Here is a 17,545-nt window from a genome sequence, read left to right as displayed (position 1 = left end):
GGGACGGGCCGGACCTGGCGGTCGGACCTGACCTGACCGTCGGACCGGACTTGGTGGTCGGACGGGGCCCGGTGATCGGACGGGGCCCGGTGGCCGGGCCGGACCTGGTGGTCGGAGTCGGCGCGAGCAGCGGCGCCTTGGCCGAGGACGTACTCGCGCTGATCGCGCTCACCCTGCGCGAGGCGGGGCTCCCGCCCGGCCGGGTGGTGGAACTGGCGACCGTGGCGTCCGCCGCCGCGCGGCCCGCGATCGCCGGGGCCGGGGCGCGGCTCGGGGTGCCGGTACGGGGCTGGCCGCCGGAGCTGCTGGCCCGTGTCCCCGTACCGAATCCGTCGGCCGTGCCGCTGGCGGCGACCGGGACCGCTTCGGTCGCCGAGGCCGCCGCGCTGATGGGCGGGGGCACGCTGCTGGTGCCGAAGCGGAAGTCGGGGGCGGGGGGCCGGCGGTCCGCTGTCACCTGTGCCGTGGCGAGTAGGGGCCACTCGGAGTGGAACCGGCCGGGGCGGACATGATGTGGGGGACGGCAGACAGCACGACAGGCGCCCCGGGACACCGGTGGCAGGGGGGAAGGAGCCCGGTGACCCGTGTCGTCCAGCACTTCGAGAACACCAGACGCAGCACGCACGGCGAGCACAGCAAGCGCACCGATACCACCGACACCACCGATACCACCGAGAACGTACGCACAGTCCGGAGAGCCGACGGTCATGTCTACGCGCGATGACCCCCATGACCTGCGCCATCACGGCGATGCCGAGGTACGGGACGGGGCGGCGGGACTGATCGATCTCGCCGTCAACGTCCGTACCGGCACGCCCCCCGACTGGCTGCGCGAGCGCATCGCCGCGTCGCTGACCGGGCTGGCCGCCTACCCCGACGGGCGGGCGGCGCGCGCGGCGGTCGCGGCGCGGCACGGGCTGCCGGTGGAGCGGGTGCTGCTGACGGCGGGCGCGGCGGAGGCGTTCGTGCTGCTCGCCCGCGCGCTGCCGGTGCGCCGGCCCGTGGTCGTCCATCCGCAGTTCACCGAGCCGGAGGCGGCCCTGCGGGACGCGGGTCACACGGTGCGGCGGGTGCTGCTGCGCGCGTCGGAGGGCTTCCGGCTCGATCCGGCGGCGGTGCCCGACGACGCGGACCTGGTCGTGATCGGGAATCCGACGAACCCGACGTCCGTGCTGCATCCGGCCGAGGCCATCGCGAAGCTGGCCCGTCCCGGGCGGACGCTGGTGGTGGACGAGGCGTTCATGGACGCGGTGCCGGGCGAGCCGGAGGCGCTGGCCGGGTGTGCGGATGTGCCGGGGCTCGTGGTGCTGCGCAGCCTGACCAAGACCTGGGGGCTCGCGGGGCTGCGCATCGGCTACGTGCTGGCGGAGCCGGAGACGGTGGCGGCGCTGGAGCGCGCGCAGCCGCTGTGGCCGGTGTCGACTCCCGCGCTGGCGGCGGCGGAGGCGTGCGTGTCGCCCGAGGCGCTGGCCGAGGCGGAGCGGGCGGCGCTCGGGATCGCGGTGGAGCGGGCGCATCTGCTCGCCGGTCTCGCGGAGTTCGAGGAGATACGCACGGTGGAGGCGGCGCGCGGCCCCTTCGTGCTCGTACGGACGGACCGCGCCGACGCGGTACGGGCCAGGCTGCGCACGCTGGGCTTCGCGGCCCGCCGCGGGGACACGTTTCCGGGTCTGGGGCCGCAGTGGCTGCGGCTCGCGGTCCGCGACCGGGTCACGACGAATCGTTTCCTCCAGGCCCTGGACCAGGCACTGACGGCGGTGGGCGGCTGAGGAGGCACGTCCCGGCCGGGCGCGGTCTTCCGCGCGGGCCGCGCGGGCCGCGCGGGCCGCGCCGTGGGCGGCGAGGAGCGGCGAGGAGCGGTGCTCCAGGGTCGGAGCACCGCTCCTCTCATCCGTTCCGGTCGGTCAGCGCACCGGGTCAGCGCCTGGCGCGGGCCTTCCTGGCCACGAGCAGCGCGCCGCCGCCCGCCGCGAGCAGGGCCGCCGCGCCGCCCGCGAGGTACGGAGTCGTGGAACTGCCTCCGGTCTCGGCGAGGTTGGCCGCGACCGGCTCCGCCCCGGTCTGGGTCTTCACCTCGGTCTTCTCCGTCTCGTCGGCCGGCTTGTCCGACTCCGTCGGCTTCACGGGCTCCGGCTTCGACTCCTCCGGCTTGTGCTCCCCGGGCTTCGACTCCTCCGGCTTCGGCTTCTCCGGCGCGGGCGCCTCGGGCGACTCACAGGTGGCCCCGGCGAGCGTGACCGTGCCCTCGACCTCGGCGACGTTCAGCTTGAGCGGATTGACCGACACCTTGAGTTCGAGCGCCGAGGCCGCCGCCGTACGGGACGTGGTGTGCGTCTTCGACAGGTCGAGCGTGACCTCTCCGACGCCCGGCACCCGGACCAGGGTGGTGCCGCCCGCCGACAGCGTGACCTTCTTGCCGAGGACGGTCACGGGACCGAGCAGATTCGATTCGGCGACCGGCCGCTTCCCGGCCTCGCAGACCGCCTTGGAGGTGACCTCCTGGATCTCGATCAGGGAGAGCAGCGGCAGCCCGGGGACATGGACCTTGGCGTGCGCGATGTTGCTGTAGCCCTCGGCCCTGTCCGCGTCGGCCGTCGCCTTCGAGGTGGCCACGTCGGCACGCAGCAGGGTGAACGGCCTGCCCTGGTCCACGCCGTCCAACTGGGCGCTGAGCGCCGTCTTCTCCGCGCTCGCCGGCGCCTGGACCTCGTTGAGCGCGACCTTGAGCGGCACGTTGACGGTCTTGTTGAGCAGGGACACGTCGAGTCCGACGCCGAGCACGACCGCACTCGCCCGTCCCTCGCCCTTGCCTCCGGTGGCCTGTGCCGGGGCGGCGAGGAGTACCGGTCCGGCCGTCAGCGTGGCGGCCGCCACGACGGCGGCGCACCGGCGCGCGGGCATGCGGAAGGTGTTGCTGTTCAAGATGTGGAACCCCCACAAGAGATTTGACGTCGCCGCGCTGCCGAACGGGGACACGTGGCAGTGGCGACTGAGACACCGGAATCTTTACGCACTTAGAGTGAACAGGCGAGCACCTGAAGTGAGTTCACTCTAAAGTGGTGTTTTCGGGTCCACATTCGATTCTTGTGGCACGCGCGTTCCCCAGGGAGTGCCTGCGCTCCTGTCAGACTGAGGTTGCCTGCTGGGTCAGCAGCAACGCCAGGGGGCCGCCCTGAAGGAGGAATCGACCCTGAGTGGCGGCCTGGATCGCGTCGGCCATCGGCCACCACATCAGTTTGAAGTCCGCTTCGCTCGGGGTGAGTTGACGCGGCCCGCAGGTGAGACCCTCGGCCAGGAAGAGGTGGATACGGGCTGGGGAGTTCAGAGTGATGGCGTACGAACCGAGGAGGCACCAGGTGTCGGCAGTGACACCGGCTTCTTCACGAAGTTCGCGCCGCGCACACTCCTCCGGTGTCTCGTCGCCTTCCCGGCGCCCCCCGGGCAGGAACACGTACTCGCCACCGTGCCGGGGGAATTCGGCACTCAGGACGGCGACCATGCCGTTCAGGTCTCGGGCCACGATGACGGAGGCGTCGCGCATAGCCCCCCGCTCGGATGTGTCGCTCATGGCCCGGGAGCGTAGTCCTTACGGGGTGAGCAGGGCGGCGAACGGTACGTTCAGCACGGTGGGGTGGGCGATGCCACGGCCGTGGTAGCCGTCCTCGCCGAAGGCGTCGCCGTGGTCGGCGCACATGATGATCAGCCATCTCCTCTTGGTGGTGAGCGCTTCGACCAGACGGCCGAGGTGTGTGTCCGCGTAGGCCAGCGCGGCGGCTTGGGAGCGCCAGGAGTCGCCGCTGTCGCCCGTGTAGTGGCCGTGGGGAACGTGGGTGGCGGAGACGTTGACGAACAGGAACAGCGGGCGGTCGGCGTACTGCTCGGCCACGGTCAGGGCGTGGTCGACCTGGTGGCGTGTGGATTCGGGCTCCGGGGAGCAGAACTCGGGCCGCCAGTGGTCCTCCTGGAACATGTCGGGCAGCACCGACCCGAGCGGTGTCTCCCGGGAGAAGTAGGTGACGCCGCCGATGCACACGGTGCGGTATCCGTACTGGGCGAGCCCGGTGAGGAGGTTCGGTGCGTCGAAGACGAACGTGCCCGCATCGACGTCCTTGAAGGCGGGCGGGCGGCACTCCCACAGCCTGGGCGGCTGCACGGGCTGGGGCAGCTTGGGTAAGAAGCCGGAGAAGAACGCGATGTGCGCGGGGAGGGTGAAGGTGCCGGGAGTGCGGCGCTCCTCCCACACACCACCCGGCAGGATCCTCGCCAGGCTCGGTGTCCGACCGGCATGCAGGGCCGCGCGGGCGACGTCGTAGCGCAGGGAATCGAGGGTGACGAACAGGATGCTGGTGCCGCTGGTGACTACCTCGGCCGCGTCAATCACGGCGCCTCCACCAGGTCGCGGCGCTCGGTGATGCTGCCTTTGGCCTGGTCGTTCACCGGAATGGGAACCCGGTCCGAGGCGATCATCTGCCGCAGCGCGGCCAATCCGGTGTCCTCGGTGACCGGGCGGCCGTGCGCGTCGTAGAGGCGGATGGTGACGGTCAGCCGCCCGCTGTCGTCGGTCGTCGACAGCCACGCGCCAGGGACGGAGCCGAGTGCCTTCATTGCGTGCAGGAGCTGGGCTTCGTCGGCCTTGCCGAGGGTGGAGATCTGACAGCCGAAGTGCTGGGCGTTGATGGCCCCGTGACAGAAGCGCCGGTGGAACTGGGCCGTGGTGGGGTGCCCATCGTGTGCCACGACCATCTGCCGGGTCTGGCTGACCACAACAAAGCAGGCGGCGACCCACCAGGCCACACCCTCATGGATCTCATCCGGGAACACGCCGACGACGCGGCCGTCACGGATTACGGTGTTGGTGTCGATCGGGTTAAGCACGCCTGTCCTCCAGGTGTTTGACGATGATGTGAGCCAGGTCGTCAGGGCTGCGGCCGTCGGTGGGGAGCGTGACGGCGCTCGGGTCCTCGTCGGCTACGGCCTGGAAGTTCTCCCGGATCCGGGCAAGGCGTCCGGGAACACCGAACAGGTCGGTGTCGTCCTGCTTCACGTCCGCCTTGGTCCCCATCCGTTCCCTCAAGGAGTGATCGGAGCTGATGAGGTAGAAGGTGGCGTCCGGTGCCACGAGGTACATCCGGAACGGGGTGATCAGCTCATTCACCTGGTCCAGGCCGACGCCGTTGACTGCGGCGTGGCAGGCCGCGACCGAGGAGGCGTACCGGTCCACGACCACGGGCCCCACAGTCAGGGCCTGCCGTACGGCGTCGGAGGCGTGGAGGAGACCGGAGAGGTAGAAGGCGAACTGCGGCAGCGGTCGGATCTCCCGGTTGACCGCGTCGGACCAGCCGGTGTGCGGATCGGTGAGTGTGTGGATCGCCGTGGCGCCGAGCCGCTTGGCAAGCAGGCGGCTGAGCGTTGACTTCCCCACCCCTGAGACGCCTTCCAGGACCACGAACGGCCCTTGGCGGCCTCCATCAGGCCCAGGTGTGTACGGGGCGCGAAGAGGCCTCACAGAGTGCCCTCGGTGAAGGCGGCGACGTGCTGGGCCACGGCTGCGGGAACCTGCTCCGGCTGGTCCAGCAATGACCGGATGTCCATGCGCAGGTCGTCGCGCAGAAGGCAGGGCTGGATTCCGCCGGCATGGTCCATGCGCAGGGCCCAAAAGCCCTCGACACACTTGGCCTTCACCGGGCAGGTGCCACACTGGCCAACGTGATGGCGGCCCAGTTCGCGGTGTATGACGTCGATCTCGATGCCGTCGATGCGGAAGATCCGCCGTCCCTGACCGACGCCGGAGACCACCGCTTCCTCCTCGCGCGTCAGTGTGCGCAGGTAGTCGATGAGGCCGTGAGCCCCGACCGCCGAGGACTTCCGGTCGGCGTTGAAGTCGGTGTCGACCAGCTCGATGAACTGCGCCGGCAGCCTGCGTTCGAGGGCGAACGCGAGGATGTCGCGCAGCTCGTGTTCGTTCTCGCGCTGGATGAGCGTGTTCAGCTCCACTCGTTCGAACGTCTCGCGGGCAGCCTCGATGCCGTCCAGGACGGCCGCGACGCCGTAGCGAGTCTGGGCAATGGCCCGGAAGGACTCGTCGGAGAAGTAGTGAAGGGAGACCTTCACCTTGTCCAGGCCGGTCGTGGCGAGCCAGTCCTGGTGCGTGCGCACCAGGAGGCCGTTCGTGATCAGCGTGTAGGACACGTCCGGACCGCGAACGGGAAGCCGGGTCAGAACAGACTGGGCGAGCCTTGACGTAAGTGGCTCGCCGCCGGTGAAGTACACGCGCTTCAGACCGGCTCCGATCAGCTCACGCAGCACGTTCACGTAGTCCTCGGCGGTCAACTCGCGGGCTCGGGGCTTGGCGTCGCGGTGCAGATGTGTGAACGGTGGTGGCACATCGCCCTCGTTGTGGCAGAACCAGCACTTCACGTTGCAGATGGGTGTCAGCGAGACCCTGAGCTGTCCTCGCAGCGCGGCGAAGTTCCGCAGCGCGGTCCAGTCCAAGCCGGCAATCGGGAGCGGAATGGTCATGACCGGTACTCCTTCAAGAGAGGTGGAATCCGGCGCGCACCGCGCCTCGGCGGCAGCCGCACCGGCGGCCGTCATTTGGCCAGCAGAGCCGAGGCAATGGCTGCCAGCAGCCCTGCGATGTCCGCGACCAGCCACCAGACTTCCCAGCGGCACGTCAGCGGGTTGCGACGGTCAGGGACCCGGTGGGAACGTGTACGGCGCCGACGGCCGGTCACCGCTCGCCACGGGCGAGCGATCGGCACCCGTCCCCGCAGATCCACAGCCGGAACATCAGGCCCCGGTATCGCACGTCGCCGAGCACCCGGCCGGACATCCCCAGATGCCGGGCACACCGGGCGCAGTCGATGGCCATCTGCTGCCGGGGCCTCAGCTGAGCCAGCTCCGGCAGGGGCAGGGGTGCGGGATCGGCGGTCACTGTCCGGTTTCAATGAGGATCTCCGCCCAAACCTCTTTGCCCCATACGCTCCTGCCGTTTCCGTGAAGGTCGTATCCCCAGCGGTCGGCGATCGCGTCGATGAGGAGCAGGCCGCGGCCGGACTCGTCGTCGGTGTCGACCGGGCTGAGTTCCGGCAGTAGCGAGGGCGCCCGGTCCACCACTCCGACGCGTACCCGTCTCGCGCTCGGCCGCCCGACCATCAGGCGGATCGAGGGGCAAGGGGTGTGCCGGGCAGCGTTCGCGACCAGCTCGGACATGATCAGCGCCGAGCGGTCGCCGAGATCGTCGAGGCGCCATACGGCGAGGGCGTGGCGGACAAGCTTGCGGCCGGCCTCGGCCGTCTCCGGCTCGCACGGAAACGTTTGGCTGTAGGCGGGATGACCGACGGGCGCGGCCTGAACTGGGTTACTGAGACTCGTCATTGGTGGAGCCTTCGTCGTTGTCTCGGCGCCCGGCCCTCCCCTCCGGGGGACTTCAGGAACGAGCCGGGCCGTCAACAGCCGCTAAACACGAGGTTGTGAGCGGCCAGTAACCAGACAACTCCCCTGCGCAGCAGGATGGTTAGGACAATCGCAGGGTATTCGGCGCATTACCCTAGGGCGATTTGACCTCTCGCTGCCCTGACAGGCGGAGATCGTGCGGCTACCGTGCGGGTATGGACGCCACGCGCAACACGGTGCTTGAGGCATGGATGGCCGAGCATGGGCACAGCTCCAACAGCCTGGCCGACGCCGTGAACGGGGCTCTTGGGCGACTGACCGGACGAACCGGCGGGCTGGACGGCTCGTCGATCCGGTCCTGGAAAGCAGGTCGGGTCAAGTGGCCGAAATCGGCTACCCGTAAGGCACTTGAGGATGTCACCGGCCTACCCGCCGTCGCTTTAGGGTTCGTTCCACGGGGCCGGACCTCACTCACGCCCCCACCGCAGGAGGGCCCCGATATGAAGCGCCGCACTCTCTTCGGCGGTATCGCTGCCGCCGCAGCAGCGGCAGCCGCCCCCGGCACATCGCCTCGCCGTATCGGTATGAGCGATGTCGACCGTCTGCGGACACGCTTCGCCGAGGTCATCGCCAGTGACCACCGCCACGGAGGACAACTCGGCATCGAGCAGCGGGCCGCCACACTGGCCAACGAGGCACTGAACCTTCAGAACGCGGGCAGCGCGACCCAGCGTGTACGCAGCAGTCTGTACGCCTGCGCGGCGTCGTTCCGCTCCTCGGCGATGTGGGCAGCGATCGACGGCCGCCGCTACGACGACGCGAAGGGGCACATGCGCGAAGCGCAGGGCCTCGCCGAGATGTCCGGCGACCAGGCGATCAAGTTTCGCATCTGGAGTCACACGGGGACCATGTACCGCCATATGGGCCGCCCTTCGGATGCTCTCGCTGCCAACGATGTCGCCCGCAATCTGCACATCACTCGCCGTGACCCCCTGTTCGCCTGCCTCGGGCATGCCCGCCAGGCCGCCACCTACGGGCTCACCGGCGACACCGCAGCCGTACAGCGTGCTCTCGGCTGCGCTCAGGACGCACTCGAACGCGCCGATCCGGCTCTCGCTCGACCGGTATGGATGGCCGCGGTCAGCGACGGTGCAGAGCTTGAAACACTCGCTCTCGCCGCGCACCTTCGCCTCGGAAACTTCGAACAAGCGGAAACGCATGCTCACCAGAGCCTGACCCTGCTTCGCCCTCAGATGCGTCGCGACCGCGCTATCAACATCACCCGGCTCGCCGCCGCCCAACTCGGACAAGGCGATATTGAACTGGCCGTCGCCACGGCGGTAAAGGTCCCCTCTGACATCGCTGCCCAACACGCCCGAGTGACGCGCATGCTGCAAGAGTTCGGGGCCGCACTGCCCGCCACCGCGGCGGGCAGCCCCGCTGTGCGGACATGGGCCGAGCACGCCGCCGCCTGGAGGACCACAGCATGATCACGGCGCCCGCCATCGAACTGCGCACGTTCACCATTCTCGACACCGGCCACGGCCCTCTTCTCAACGCGTAGGCCAAGGTGCACCCCGCTGCTCCACCTGCCGAACTACGCGGTGACCACGTTCGGCGAGCGCCTGGACCGGCACGGGGCCGAACCGGGGTTCGTCGCGATCCTCGGGTACGCGGACGGGCACCCGGTCGGCTACGCCTACGGCAACACGATCGAACGTGGCGACCGGTACTGGCAGCGCACCACCCCTGCACCGGCGGATGAGTACACCGACCGTCCCGCCGTGGCTCTGAAGGAGATCGGTGTACGCACCGCGTGGCGTGGCACAGGGACCGCGTGGCGCATCTTTGACGCCTTCCTCGCCGCGCGCGACGAGCCGTACGTCACGCTCATGGTCAACCCGGCAGCCGGTGACGGAAAGGTCCACACGCTCTACCGGTCGTGGGGGTTCGAGGACATCGGGCAGAGCCAGCCGTCAGCGGCCTCGCCGGTCCTCGCGGTCATGATCCGCGCCACCCACTGACCGGCACGGGCACTCAGCCGACCACCCGCCCGTTCAGCACGATCCGGCGCGGCGCCGCCAGGGCCCGTACGTCGACCCGGGGATCCTCGTCGTAGACCACCAGATCGCCCGGGGCGCCCTCGTCCAGCGCTGGACGTCCCAGCCAGCTCCTGGCCCCCCAGGTGGTGGCGGAGAGCGCCTCCAGCGGCGGGATGCCGGCCTTCGTCAGCTCCTCGACCTCGGCCGCCACCAGGCCGTGGGCGAGGCCGCCGCCCGCGTCCGTGCCGACGAAGACCGGGACGCCCGCGTCGTATGCCGCGCGGACCGTGTCGTACCGACGTTCGTACAACCGGTTCATATGCGCGGACCAGCGCGGGTAGCGCTCCTGGCCGCCCGCCGCGAGCTGCGGGAAGGTAGCGATGTTGACGAGCGTCGGAACGATCGCCACGCCGCGTTCGGCGAAGAGCGGGATGGTGTCCTCGGTGAGCCCGGTGGCGTGCTCGACGCAGTCGATGCCCGCCTCCACCAGATCGCGCAGCGCGGCCTCGGCGAAGCAGTGCGCCGTGACGCGGGCACCGAGCCGGTGCGCCTCGGCTATGGCCGCCTCCACCTCGGCGCGCGGCCAGCAGGCGGTCAGGTCGCCCGCTTCGCGGTCGATCCAGTCACCGACGAGCTTGACCCAGCCGTCGCCGCGCCGCGCCTCTCTCGCCACATACGCCACCAGTTCTCCCGGCTCGATCTCGTGCGCGTAGTTGCGGATGTAGCGGCGGGTGCGGGCGATGTGGCGGCCCGCCCTGATGATCTTCGGAAGGTCCGGGCGCGCGTCGGTCCAGCGGGTGTCCGCGGGGGAACCCGCGTCCCTGAGCAGCAGGGCGCCCGCGTCCCGGTCGGTCAGCGCCTGCTTCTCGCTGGTCGCGGCGTCGACCGCGCCATGGTGGTCGAGGCCGACATGGCAGTGGGCGTCGACCAGTCCGGGCAGCGCCCAGCCCTCGACCGTACGGACGTCACGGGCGCCCGGGGGCCGTTCGTAGGTGATACGGCCGCCCACCACCCACAGTTCGTCCCTGGCCTCCTCGGGGCCGACCAGGATCCGGCCCTTCACCCGCAGCACCGCGTGATCGCTCATGAGCAGCACTGTACGAGCCCGTGAGTACCCTCGACCGGGAGGGATTCCCCTCCCGGTCAGGAGGGTCTGCCCCTCCCCCGCCCGCCTCCGCCCGTTCCCGAAGAGAGCCCCGCCGTGACCCACCCCCTGCTGGACCTGCCCCCGCTGACCGCCGCGCACTTCGCCGCGATCGAGCGCCGTGTCGCCGCGCTCCTGGCCACCGGGAACGATGTCGTGATCACGCAGGGCGAGGCCCTGCTGCCGCTGGAGGGGTGCGTGCGCGGCGGCGCGAGGCCGGGTTCGACCGCGCTGAACGTGGTCACCGGGCCCTACGGGCAGACCTTCGGCAACTGGCTGCGGGACTGCGGCGCGAACGTCGTCGACCTGGAGGTGCCCTTCCACACGGCCGTCACCGCCGCCCAGGTCGAGCACGCCCTCGCCGCGCACCCCGAGATCGACTTCGTATCGCTGGTGCACGCCGAGGCGGCGACCGGCAACACCAATCCGGTCGCGGAGATCGGCGAGGTGGTACGGGCCCACGGCGCCCTGTTCATGCTGGACGCCGTCGCTTCGGTGGCCGCCGAGCCGCTGCTGCCGGACGCCTGGGGCGTCGACCTGTGCGTCATCGGCGCGCAGAAGGCGATGGGCGGGCCCGCCGGGGTCTCGGCGGTCTCGGTGAGCCCGCGCGCCTGGGAGCGGTTCGCGGCCAATCCGGCGGCGCCCCGGCGCTCGTACCTGTCGCTGCTCGACTGGAAGGAGCGCTGGATCGACGCGGGCCGCAGGGCGCTGCCGCACGCACCGGCCCAGCTGGAGATGCTGGCGCTGGAGGCGTGTCTGGAGCGCGTCGAGTCGGCCGGCCTCGACACCGTGGCGGCCCGGCACGCGTCCGCCGCCGCCGCGACGCGGGCGGGCGCGCGGGCGCTGGGCGGCGGTCTCGATCCGTTCGTCCACGAGGCCGCGGACGCCGCTCCGGTGGCGACGACGCTCCGCACCCCGGCCGGGGCGGACGCGGCCGAGCTGGTGGCGAAGGCGCTGGCGGCCGATCCGGCGCTGCCGCTGATCGCGGCGAGGGCGGGAACCGCCGAGCTGGTCCGGGTCAACCACTACGGGCCCCACGCGACCCTCGAAACGGTGCGGGCCTCGCTGGCGGCGCTGGGCGCGGCGCTCGGCGCGACGGGCGCCCCGGTGGACCTCGAAGCCGCCTCGCGCGCGGCCGGTGAAGCCTGGAAGTGAGGGGCCCAGCCCGGGAGCGAGCATCCGAAAAATTAAATGAAATCCACCGGTGGAGTTAATTCATGAATATGGGAAGCTATTTGTCGCGAGTAGCTTCCCATATTCGTCTGCCCGTTCTTCCCAGAGCTAAACGCCTCGATTTCACTGCGGCCTCGCGAGCGTTACGGATATGTGATCGAGCCCACGACCGCGCCCGCTTTGTCGCTGATTTCGGCATATAGTACCCCGGTTTTGGCCGATCCGACAGCCGTGTCCGCGCCCGCGTGATAACACAGGGCCGCTTCTCACCCAACCCCTCCAGAAGATGCATCTTTTGAATTTGCTCGGTAAATTCAAGCCGTATGACCGCCGCACAAGCAGACCTTGCAGGCGCCCGAAGCGAATTCTCCCGACTCCGCACGATCGACACCCCACGAGTGGAGGACGGAGCCGCGATCTGGCGCATCGCCCGCGACTCCGAGGTCCTGGACCTCAACTCCTCGTACAGCTACCTGCTCTGGTGTCGTGACTTCGCCGCCACCTCACTCGTCGCCCGCGACGACGGCGGAGCGCCGGTCGCGTTCGTCACGGGGTACGTCAGGCCCGAGCGCCCCGAGACCCTGGTCGTCTGGCAGGTGGCCGTCGACCGCGGCCAGCGCGGGAAGGGCCTGGCCGGCGCGCTGCTGGACGAGCTGACCGCCCGGGTCACCGGCGAGCTGGGAATCACCGCCGTCGAGACGACCGTGACCCCCGACAACACCGCCTCGGACCGGCTGTTCACCGCGTACGCGGCGCGCCACGGCGCGACGCTGGAGCGCGAGGTCCTCTTCGACGGCGAGCTGTTCCCCGACGGCGTGCACCAGCCGGAGGTGCTGTACCGCATCGGACCGCTCTCGCCCTGAGGCCGGCCCTCCCGGGGCCGTGGGCCGCAGGCCCCGCCCCCGGGCCGACGCGCGCCCGCCCACCACGGCGCCTGCCCGCCGCGACACGCAACGCCGCGGCACGCAACGCCCGCCCCGGCAACGCACCGCCCCGGTGACGCGCGCACCGGTGGCCCGTGCCCGCTCCCGGGCCGGTCCGTGTCCCGATCGCCCGAGCACTCCCCCGCACTTCTCTCACACCCCACGGCTGGAGATCCCCGTGACCATCACCCCGCCCGCCCTGAGTGTCTTCGAAACCCTTGAGTCCGAGGTCCGCAGCTACTGCCGCGGCTGGCCCGCCGTGTTCGACCGCGCGCAGGGCGCCCGGCTCACCGACGAGGACGGCCACAGCTATCTGGACTTCTTCGCCGGGGCCGGCTCACTCAACTACGGGCACAACAACCCGGTCCTCAAACGCGCGCTGATCGACTACATCGAGCGGGACGGCATCACGCACGGCCTGGACATGGCCACGACCGCGAAACGCGCCTTCCTGGAGTCCTTCCAGAACGTGGTGCTGCGGCCGCGCGACCTCCCGTACAAGGTGATGTTCCCCGGTCCGACCGGCACCAACGCGGTCGAGTCCGCCCTCAAGCTGGCCCGCAAGGTCAAGGGCCGCGAGTCGATCGTCTCGTTCACCAACGCCTTCCACGGCATGTCGCTGGGCTCGCTCGCCGTCACCGGCAACGCGTTCAAGCGCGCCGGAGCCGGGATCCCGCTGGTGCACGGCACCCCGATGCCGTTCGACAACTACCTGGACGGCCAGACGCCGGACTTCCTCTGGTTCGAGCGGCTGCTGGAGGACCAGGGCTCCGGCCTGAACAAGCCCGCCGCCGTGATCGTCGAGACCATCCAGGGCGAGGGCGGCATCAATGTCGCCCACCCCGACTGGCTGCGCGCGCTGGCCGATCTGTGCCGTCGCCAGGACATGCTGCTGATCGTGGACGACATCCAGATGGGGTGCGGCCGTACCGGCGCGTTCTTCTCCTTCGAGGAGGCGGGCATCACACCGGACATCGTGACGCTTTCGAAGTCCATCAGCGGGTACGGGCTTCCCATGTCCCTCTGCCTCTTCAACCCGGAGCTCGACATCTGGGAGCCGGGCGAGCACAACGGCACCTTCCGGGGCAACAACCCGGCCTTCGTCACCGCGACCGCCGCGCTCAACACGTACTGGGCCGACGGCCAGATGGAGAAGCAGACCCTCGCCCGGGGCGAGCAGGTCGAGCAGGCGCTCCTGGCGATCAGCGCGGAGTCCACCGGCGACATCCCCACGTTCCGCGGCCGGGGCCTGGTCTGGGGGCTGGAGTTCGCCGACAAGCAGCGGGCCTCGGCCGTCTGCGCCCGCGCCTTCGAGCTGGGACTGCTGCTGGAGACCTCGGGCCCGCAGAGCGAGGTGGTCAAGCTGCTGCCGCCGCTGACCATCACCGCCGACGAGCTGGACGAGGGCCTGCGCACGGTGGCCCGCGCGGTACGCGACACCGCCTGAGACCGCGGACCCGTCGGCGCGGGCCGGGCGGACGCCGGGCTCGGGCCGACGGGGACAGCACACGAAAGAGAAGAAGCGCACACGAGAAAGCGCACGAGAGAAAGGGTCGACGCACTGTGATCGTCCGATCGTTCAAGGACATCGAGAACACCGACCGCCATGTGAAGGCGGCGTCGGGCACCTGGGAGAGCAAGCGCATCGTGCTCGCCAAGGAGAAGGTCGGCTTCTCCCTGCACGAGACGATCCTGTACGCGGGTACGGAGACGTCGATGTGGTACGCCAACCACATCGAGGCCGTGCTCTGTGTCGAGGGCGAAGCCGAACTCACCGATGACGAGACCGGCGAGACCCACTGGATCGAACCCGGCACGATGTATCTGCTGAACGGGCACGAGCACCACACGCTCCGCCCGAAGACCGACTTCCGCTGCGTGTGTGTCTTCAACCCGCCGGTGACCGGGCGGGAGGACCACGACGAGAACGGCGTCTACCCGCTGCTGACCGAGGAGGGCTGACCATGACCACCACCCCCGTCCGTACCGAACGCACCGACCTGTATCCGACCCGGGGCGTCGGGGAGGTGACCACCCCGCGCCAGGACCCCGTCGTGTGGTCCGCGCCCGGGGCTCCGGGCCCGATCGACCCGGTGGGTCTCGGCTCCTTCGAGCGGGACGGCTTCCTCGCCATCGAGCAGCTGATCGGTCCGGACGAGGTGGCGCTCTACGGCGCCGAGCTGGAGCGGCTGATCAACGACCCGGCGGTACGGGCGGACGAGCGCTCGATCATCGAGCCGTCGTCCCAGGAGGTACGGTCCGTCTTCGAGATCCACCGGCTGAGTGAGATCTTCGCCGGGCTCGTACGCGACGAACGGGTGGTGGGACGTGCCCGCCAGATCCTCGGGTCCGACGTCTACGTCCACCAGACGCGGATCAACGTCAAGCCGGGGTTCGGCGCCTCGGGCTTCTACTGGCACTCGGACTTCGAGACCTGGCACGCCGAGGACGGTCTGCCGAACATGCGGACGGTCTCCGTCTCCATCGCGCTGACCGAGAACTACGACACCAACGGCGGCCTGATGATCATGCCGGGGTCGCACAAGTCGTTCCTGGGCTGCGCGGGCGAGACCCCCCGCGACAACTACAAGAAGTCGCTCCAGATGCAGGACGCCGGTACGCCCTCGGACGAGGCGCTGACCTCGCTGGCGAGCCGGCACGGCATCAAGCTCTTCACGGGCAAGGCCGGTTCGGCGACCTGGTTCGACTGCAACTGCATGCACGGCTCGGGCGACAACATCACGCCCTTCCCGCGCAGCAATGTCTTCATCGTCTTCAACAGCGTGGAGAACACGGCGGTCGAGCCGTTCGCGGCGCCGGTGCACAGGCCGGAGTTCATCGGGGCGCGGGACTTCACCCCGGTGCGCTGACACCGCGGGACGCGAAGGGGCGCGGGCCCGGTCATGACGACCGGCCCCGCGCCCCTTCGCGTACGGGCCCCTGTGGTCAGCTCGCCAGGAACGGGTAGTCGATGTAGCCCTTGTCGTCGCCGCCGAAGAACGTGGCCGGGTCGGCGGCGTTGTACGGGCCGCCCGCTTTCAGCCGGGCCGGCAGGTCCGGGTTGGCGAGGAAGAGCACGCCGAAGGAGATCAGGTCGGCCGTGCCGTCCTCGATCAGCTTCAGGTCGTCGGCGCTGGTCGGGCCCTCGGTCTTGGCGTTGAGGATGAACGTGCCCGAGTAGAGCTTGCGCACGGCGAGGGTGAACTCGCGGTCGTGCTCGATCAGATGCACGAAGGCGAGGCCGAGCGTCTCCAGCTCCCGCACCAGCGCGGTGTACGTGGGCTCGGGGTCGGGCTCCTCGGTGCCGAGCAGGCCGATGGCCGGCGAGAGCCGGATCCCGGTCCGCGCCGCGCCGATCTCGGCGGCCACCGCGCGGGACACCTCGACGGCGAAGCGGATGCGGTTCTCGACCGAGCCGCCCCACTTGTCCTCACGCAGATTGGTGTTGGGCGCCAGGAACTGGTGGATCAGATAGCCGTTGGCACCGTGCAGCTCGACGCCGTCGAAACCGGCCTCGATCGCGTTGCGGGACGCGGAGACGAAGTCCCCGATGGTCGCCTCGACCTCTTCGGAGGTCAGCTCGCGCGGGACGACGTAGTCCTTGGGACCGTCGTGCAGATAGACCTGACCGGGCGCGGCGACGGGCGAGGCACCGACCGGGACCAGGCCGTCGGGCAGCAGGTCCGGGTGGCCGATCCGGCCGCCGTGCATGATCTGGGCGACGATCTTCCCGCCCTTGGCGTGTACGGCGTCGGTGACCTTGCGCCAGGCGGCTATCTGCTCCTGGCTGTGCAGCCCGGGGGTGTCCGGGTAGCCCTGGCCGACCACGGAGGGCTGCGTCCCCTCGGTGATGATCAGCCCCGCCGAAGCCCGCTGCGCGTAGTACTCGGACGTCGAGTCGGTGGGCGAGTTGCCCGCGCCGAAGGCACGGCTGCGGGTCATCGGCGCGAGCGCGATGCGGTTGCCGAGCTGCGTACCGGCGAGATCGATCGGGTCGAACGCGGTGGTCATGAAGGCTCCTGAGCGTATGGGGAAGCGGTGTCACTGCGGACGCCACAACGGGCGGCCATCCCGATATGTGGTCGGCCAAGTAAATAACCGGGATTCACTGTAACTCATTCCTTGGTCGGCCAAGCTAAACTCTTGACCATGCCTTCGGACCCTGCCTGTACCGACGAACTCCCCGGCGCGGCGCGTGGCGGCCCCCTCAGCCACGCCCTGTCCCGGGTCGCGCGGCTGCACCGGATCGCGGCGACGAAGCTGCTGCGGAGCACCGGCCTCTACCCGGGGCAGGAGCTGCTGATGATGCATCTGTGGGACGAACCCGCCGTCCGGCAGGCCGAGCTGATCAAGTCGATGGACCTCGACCCGTCGACCGTGACCAAGATGCTCCAGCGGCTGGAGAGCGCGGGGTACGTGCGCCGCTCCCCCGACCCCGCCGACCGGCGCGCCGTCCTGGTCGAGGCCACCGAGGACAGTTGCGCGCTGCGCCCCGAGGTCAAGGACGCCTGGGAGCAGCTGGAGGAGCACACCCTCGCGGGGCTCGACGCGACCGAGCGCGCCGAGCTGGCGCGGCTGCTGGCCAAGGTCGAGGAGAACCTCTGCACGGAGACCGAGGACTGCCCGGAGCGCCGGGGGCAGGCAGGCCCCACCCGCGAGTGACGGGCCCGGCCGCCCGCGCGCGTACGGGCGGCCGGGCCGTCCTCGCGCGTACGGGCCGTCAGTGCGCGTACGGGCCGCCCCCGCGCGTACGGGCCGTCAGTGCAGCCGTCCGCCGACGCCGTGGCCGCGAGGGCGGTCAGGGTGGCCGTCTCGTCCAGCGCGTGCGCGTCGTCCGTCCAGCCGCACGGCGCCTGCGCCCGTGACTG

The 17,545-nt window shown here is 70.3% G+C and carries 20 protein-coding genes and 1 pseudogene; 11 read left to right on the top strand and 10 right to left on the bottom strand.

Annotated features, from left to right (window positions below; genetic code table 11):
- The first annotated feature begins 71 nt into the window (after positions 1-71).
- The 3 genes from OG627_RS27580 (at position 72) to cobC (ending at position 1,769) form a co-directional block, all read left to right on the top strand.
- Positions 72-512 (top strand): cobalamin biosynthesis protein, encoded by a 441-nt coding sequence (locus tag OG627_RS27580; protein WP_329069574.1) that lies wholly within the window; start codon positions 72-74, stop codon positions 510-512.
- 65 nt (positions 513-577) lie between these two features.
- Positions 578-724 carry a hypothetical protein gene (locus tag OG627_RS27575; protein ID WP_329069572.1) on the top strand — a complete coding sequence of 49 codons (147 nt, stop codon included), beginning with the start codon at positions 578-580 and terminating at the stop codon, positions 722-724.
- On the top strand, positions 708-1,769 hold the full coding sequence (cobC, locus tag OG627_RS27570; RefSeq protein WP_329069570.1) for an Rv2231c family pyridoxal phosphate-dependent protein CobC: 1,062 nt from the start codon (positions 708-710) through the stop codon (positions 1,767-1,769). The genes OG627_RS27575 and cobC overlap by 17 nt, the downstream gene beginning before the upstream one ends.
- Positions 1,770-1,917: 148 nt before the next feature.
- Here cobC and OG627_RS27565 read toward each other — a convergent pair whose 3' ends face one another.
- The 8 genes from OG627_RS27565 to OG627_RS27530 form a co-directional block, all read right to left on the bottom strand.
- Complete coding sequence (locus OG627_RS27565) at positions 1,918-2,922, bottom strand: SCO1860 family LAETG-anchored protein (protein WP_329069568.1); 1,005 nt, start codon at positions 2,920-2,922, stop codon at positions 1,918-1,920.
- 202 nt (positions 2,923-3,124) lie between these two features.
- A complete protein-coding gene (locus OG627_RS27560) occupies positions 3,125-3,568 on the bottom strand; it encodes an NUDIX hydrolase (RefSeq protein WP_329069566.1) in 444 nt (147 codons plus the stop codon).
- An 18-nt stretch (positions 3,569-3,586) separates the two neighbouring features.
- The gene (locus tag OG627_RS27555; RefSeq protein WP_329069564.1) at positions 3,587-4,381 is read right to left on the bottom strand and encodes an STM4013/SEN3800 family hydrolase; all 795 of its coding nucleotides are present in this window, start codon (positions 4,379-4,381) and stop codon (positions 3,587-3,589) included.
- Positions 4,378-4,875 carry a hypothetical protein gene (locus OG627_RS27550; RefSeq protein ID WP_329069562.1) on the bottom strand — a complete coding sequence of 166 codons (498 nt, stop codon included), beginning with the start codon at positions 4,873-4,875 and terminating at the stop codon, positions 4,378-4,380. The genes OG627_RS27555 and OG627_RS27550 overlap by 4 nt, the downstream gene beginning before the upstream one ends.
- Positions 4,868-5,446 carry a dTMP kinase gene (locus OG627_RS27545; RefSeq protein WP_329069560.1) on the bottom strand — a complete coding sequence of 193 codons (579 nt, stop codon included), beginning with the start codon at positions 5,444-5,446 and terminating at the stop codon, positions 4,868-4,870. Before OG627_RS27545 ends, OG627_RS27550 begins: the two co-directional genes overlap by 8 nt.
- A gap of 56 nt (positions 5,447-5,502) precedes the next feature.
- Positions 5,503-6,594, bottom strand: a complete 1,092-nt coding sequence (locus OG627_RS27540) for a radical SAM protein (RefSeq protein WP_329069558.1) — start codon at positions 6,592-6,594, stop codon at positions 5,503-5,505.
- A gap of 136 nt (positions 6,595-6,730) precedes the next feature.
- Positions 6,731-6,934: a hypothetical protein gene (locus tag OG627_RS27535; protein ID WP_329069555.1), complete on the bottom strand. Its 204-nt coding sequence runs from the start codon at positions 6,932-6,934 to the stop codon at positions 6,731-6,733.
- Positions 6,931-7,377, bottom strand: coding sequence for an ATP-binding protein (locus tag OG627_RS27530; RefSeq protein ID WP_329069553.1), 447 nt, complete (start codon positions 7,375-7,377; stop codon positions 6,931-6,933). The genes OG627_RS27535 and OG627_RS27530 overlap by 4 nt, the downstream gene beginning before the upstream one ends.
- Positions 7,378-7,610: 233 nt before the next feature.
- Between OG627_RS27530 and OG627_RS27525 the strand changes: the two genes are divergently transcribed.
- Positions 7,611-8,885 (top strand): XRE family transcriptional regulator, encoded by a 1,275-nt coding sequence (locus OG627_RS27525; RefSeq protein ID WP_329069551.1) that lies wholly within the window; start codon positions 7,611-7,613, stop codon positions 8,883-8,885.
- Positions 8,882-9,419: pseudogene (locus OG627_RS27520) on the top strand (GNAT family N-acetyltransferase). Before OG627_RS27525 ends, OG627_RS27520 begins: the two are co-directional and overlap by 4 nt.
- Positions 9,420-9,432: 13 nt before the next feature.
- Here OG627_RS27520 and OG627_RS27515 read toward each other — a convergent pair.
- A complete protein-coding gene (locus tag OG627_RS27515; RefSeq protein ID WP_329069549.1) occupies positions 9,433-10,524 on the bottom strand; it encodes an amidohydrolase family protein in 1,092 nt (363 codons plus the stop codon).
- A gap of 114 nt (positions 10,525-10,638) precedes the next feature.
- Here OG627_RS27515 and OG627_RS27510 point away from each other — a divergent pair, with 114 nt between their 5' ends.
- The 5 genes from OG627_RS27510 (at position 10,639) to thpD (ending at position 15,547) form a co-directional block, all read left to right on the top strand.
- Positions 10,639-11,736, top strand: a complete 1,098-nt coding sequence (locus OG627_RS27510) for a pyridoxal-phosphate-dependent aminotransferase family protein (protein WP_329069547.1) — start codon at positions 10,639-10,641, stop codon at positions 11,734-11,736.
- A 341-nt stretch (positions 11,737-12,077) separates the two neighbouring features.
- Positions 12,078-12,617: a diaminobutyrate acetyltransferase gene (ectA, locus tag OG627_RS27505; RefSeq protein ID WP_329069545.1), complete on the top strand. Its 540-nt coding sequence runs from the start codon at positions 12,078-12,080 to the stop codon at positions 12,615-12,617.
- A gap of 238 nt (positions 12,618-12,855) precedes the next feature.
- The gene (gene ectB / locus OG627_RS27500; RefSeq protein ID WP_329069543.1) at positions 12,856-14,124 is read left to right on the top strand and encodes a diaminobutyrate--2-oxoglutarate transaminase; all 1,269 of its coding nucleotides are present in this window, start codon (positions 12,856-12,858) and stop codon (positions 14,122-14,124) included.
- Between the two features lie 116 nt (positions 14,125-14,240).
- Complete coding sequence (locus OG627_RS27495; protein ID WP_329069541.1) at positions 14,241-14,639, top strand: ectoine synthase; 399 nt, start codon at positions 14,241-14,243, stop codon at positions 14,637-14,639.
- 2 nt (positions 14,640-14,641) lie between these two features.
- Entirely contained in the window at positions 14,642-15,547 is a 906-nt protein-coding gene (thpD, locus tag OG627_RS27490) for an ectoine hydroxylase (RefSeq protein WP_329069539.1), read from the top strand.
- A gap of 76 nt (positions 15,548-15,623) precedes the next feature.
- Here thpD and OG627_RS27485 read toward each other — a convergent pair whose 3' ends face one another.
- Complete coding sequence (locus OG627_RS27485; protein ID WP_329069537.1) at positions 15,624-16,688, bottom strand: alkene reductase; 1,065 nt, start codon at positions 16,686-16,688, stop codon at positions 15,624-15,626.
- A gap of 138 nt (positions 16,689-16,826) precedes the next feature.
- Here OG627_RS27485 and OG627_RS27480 point away from each other — a divergent pair, with 138 nt between their 5' ends.
- Positions 16,827-17,339, top strand: coding sequence for a MarR family winged helix-turn-helix transcriptional regulator (locus tag OG627_RS27480; protein ID WP_329069535.1), 513 nt, complete (start codon positions 16,827-16,829; stop codon positions 17,337-17,339).
- The last annotated feature ends 206 nt before the right edge of the window (positions 17,340-17,545 follow it).

It is taken from the genome of Streptomyces sp. NBC_01429, from assembly GCF_036231945.1.
Lineage (GTDB): Bacteria > Actinomycetota > Actinomycetes > Streptomycetales > Streptomycetaceae > Streptomyces.
This window is presented reverse-complemented; position numbering and strand designations above follow the sequence as displayed.